General features: G+C 51.2%; 1 rRNA gene. It reads left to right on the plus strand.

Going from position 1 to position 2,912, the window contains the following annotated elements:
- Positions 1-20: 20 nt before the first annotated feature.
- Positions 21-2,893 (plus strand): 23S ribosomal RNA (locus tag J3369_RS22000).
- Positions 2,894-2,912: the final 19 nt, after the last annotated feature.

A 2,912-nucleotide genomic window follows, 5' to 3' on the forward strand; every position in this document is an offset into this window, starting at 1 on the left:
GAAGCTATTTAGGGTTGTATGGTTAAGTGACTAAGCGTATACGGTGGATGCCTTGGCAGTAAGAGGCGATGAAGGACGTGTAAGTCTGCGAAAAGCGGTGGCGAGCTGACAAAACGCATTTGAGCCATCGATGTCCGAATGGGGAAACCCACCCGCTTGCGGGTATCGTTAACTGAATTCATAGGTTAACGAGGCAAACCCGGGGAACTGAAACATCTAAGTACCCGGAGGAAAAGAAATCAACCGAGATTCCCTTAGTAGCGGCGAGCGAAAGGGGACCAGCCGATGTTAGTTGTCATAGTGGAATATTCTGGAAAGTTTAACGGAACAGGGTGATAGTCCCGTACACGAAGTGGCAGTTAGCACATATTAAGTAGGTCGGGACACGTGTTATCCTGACTGAAGATGGGGGGACCATCCTCCAAGGCTAAATACTCCTTACTGACCGATAGTGAACCAGTACCGTGAGGGAAAGGCGAAAAGAACCCCTGTGAGGGGAGTGAAACAGAACCTGAAACCGTATACGTACAAGCAGTGGGAGCCCTTCGGGGTGACTGCGTACCTTTTGTATAATGGGTCAGCGACTTATATTTGGTAGCAAGGTTAACCGTTTAGGGGAGCCGTAGCGAAAGCGAGTGTTAACTGCGCGTTGAGTTGCCAGGTATAGACCCGAAACCCGGTGATCTAGCCATGGGCAGGTTGAAGGTTGAGTAACATCAACTGGAGGACCGAACCCACGCCTGTTGAAAAAGGCGGGGATGACTTGTGGCTGGGGGTGAAAGGCCAATCAAACCGGGAGATAGCTGGTTCTCCCCGAAATCTATTTAGGTAGAGCCTCGGACGAATTCCTTTGGGGGTAGAGCACTGTTAAGGCTAGGGGGTCATCCCGACTTACCAACCCTTTGCAAACTCCGAATACCAAAGAGAACTATCCGGGAGACACACGGCGGGTGCTAACGTCCGTCGTGAAGAGGGAAACAACCCAGACCGCCAGCTAAGGTCCCAAAATATTGCTAAGTGGGAAACGATGTGGGAAGGCTAAGACAGCTAGGAGGTTGGCTTAGAAGCAGCCATCCTTTAAAGAAAGCGTAATAGCTCACTAGTCGAGTCGGCCTGCGCGGAAGATGTAACGGGGCTAAGCAATATACCGAAGCTGCGGCAAAGCACTTATGTGCTTTGGGTAGGGGAGCGTTCTGTAAGCCGCTGAAGGTGAACTGTGAAGTTTGCTGGAGGTATCAGAAGTGCGAATGCTGACATGAGTAACGATAATGGGGGTGAAAAACCCCCACGCCGGAAGACCAAGGTTTCCTGTCCCATGCTAATCAGGGCAGGGTAAGTCGGCCCCTAAGGCGAGGCAGAAATGCGTAGTCGATGGGAAACGGGTTAATATTCCCGTACTTATATAATCAGTGACGGAGGGACGGAGAAGGCTAGACAATCCTGGCGTTGGTTGCCCAGGTGAAAGTGTGTAGGAAGTAAGATTAGGTAAATCCGGTTTTATAATTCTGAGACACGAGACGAGCTCCCAAGGGAGTGAAGTTGTTGATGCCCTGCTTCCAGGAAAAGCTTCTAAACTTATGATTATGTGAACCGTACCCCAAACCGACACAGGTGGTCAGGTAGAGAATACTAAGGCGCTTGAGAGAACTCGGGTGAAGGAACTCGGCAAAATTGTACCGTAACTTCGGGAGAAGGTACGCCCCTGCGTGTGATGAGACTTGCTCTTTGAGCACACGGGGGCCGCAGTGACCAGGTGGCTGGGACTGTTTATTAAAAACACAGCACTCTGCTAAATCGTAAGATGACGTATAGGGTGTGACACCTGCCCGGTGCCGGAAGGTTAATTGATGGGGTTAGCGTAAGCGAAGCTCTTGATCGAAGCCCCGGTAAACGGCGGCCGTAACTATAACGGTCCTAAGGTAGCGAAATTCCTTGTCGGGTAAGTTCCGACCTGCACGAATGGTGTAACCATGGCCACGCTGTCTCCACCCGAGACTCAGTGAAATTGAAATCGCAGTGAAGATGCTGTGTACCCGCACCTAGACGGAAAGACCCCGTGAACCTTTACTACAGCTTGGCACTGAACATTGAACCTACTTGTGTAGGATAGGTGGGAGGCTTTGAAGTATGGACGCCAGTTCATACGGAGCCGTCCTTGAAATACCACCCTGGTATGTTTGATGTTCTAACGTTGGTCCCTGATCGGGATTGCGGACAGTGTCTGGTGGGTAGTTTGACTGGGGCGGTCTCCTCCCAAATAGTAACGGAGGAGCACGAAGGTTAGCTAATCACGGTCGGACATCGTGAGGTTAGTGCAATGGCATAAGCTAGCTTAACTGCGAGACAGACACGTCGAGCAGGTACGAAAGTAGGTCATAGTGATCCGGTGGTTCTGTATGGAAGGGCCATCGCTCAACGGATAAAAGGTACTCCGGGGATAACAGGCTGATACCGCCCAAGAGTTCATATCGACGGCGGTGTTTGGCACCTCGATGTCGGCTCATCACATCCTGGGGCTGAAGTCGGTCCCAAGGGTATGGCTGTTCGCCATTTAAAGTGGTACGCGAGCTGGGTTTAGAACGTCGTGAGACAGTTCGGTCCCTATCTGGTGTGGGCGTTGGATGATTGAGGGGAGCTGCTCCTAGTACGAGAGGACCGGAGTGGACGAACCGCTGGTGTTCGGGTTGTTTTGCCAAAGGCATTGCCCGGTAGCTACGTTCGGAATCGATAACCGCTGAAAGCATCTAAGCGGGAAGCGAGCCCCGAGATGAGTCATCCCTGAGGTTTAACCTCTCTGAAGGGTTGTTGAAGACTACAACGTTGATAGGCAGGATGTGGAAGTGTTGCAAGGCATTAAGCTAACCTGTACTAATTGCCCGTGAGGCTTAACCATACAACGCCTAAGTAGCTTT

Source organism: Alteromonas sp. NFXS44, assembly GCF_040148705.1.
Taxonomy (GTDB): Bacteria; Pseudomonadota; Gammaproteobacteria; order Enterobacterales; family Alteromonadaceae; genus Alteromonas.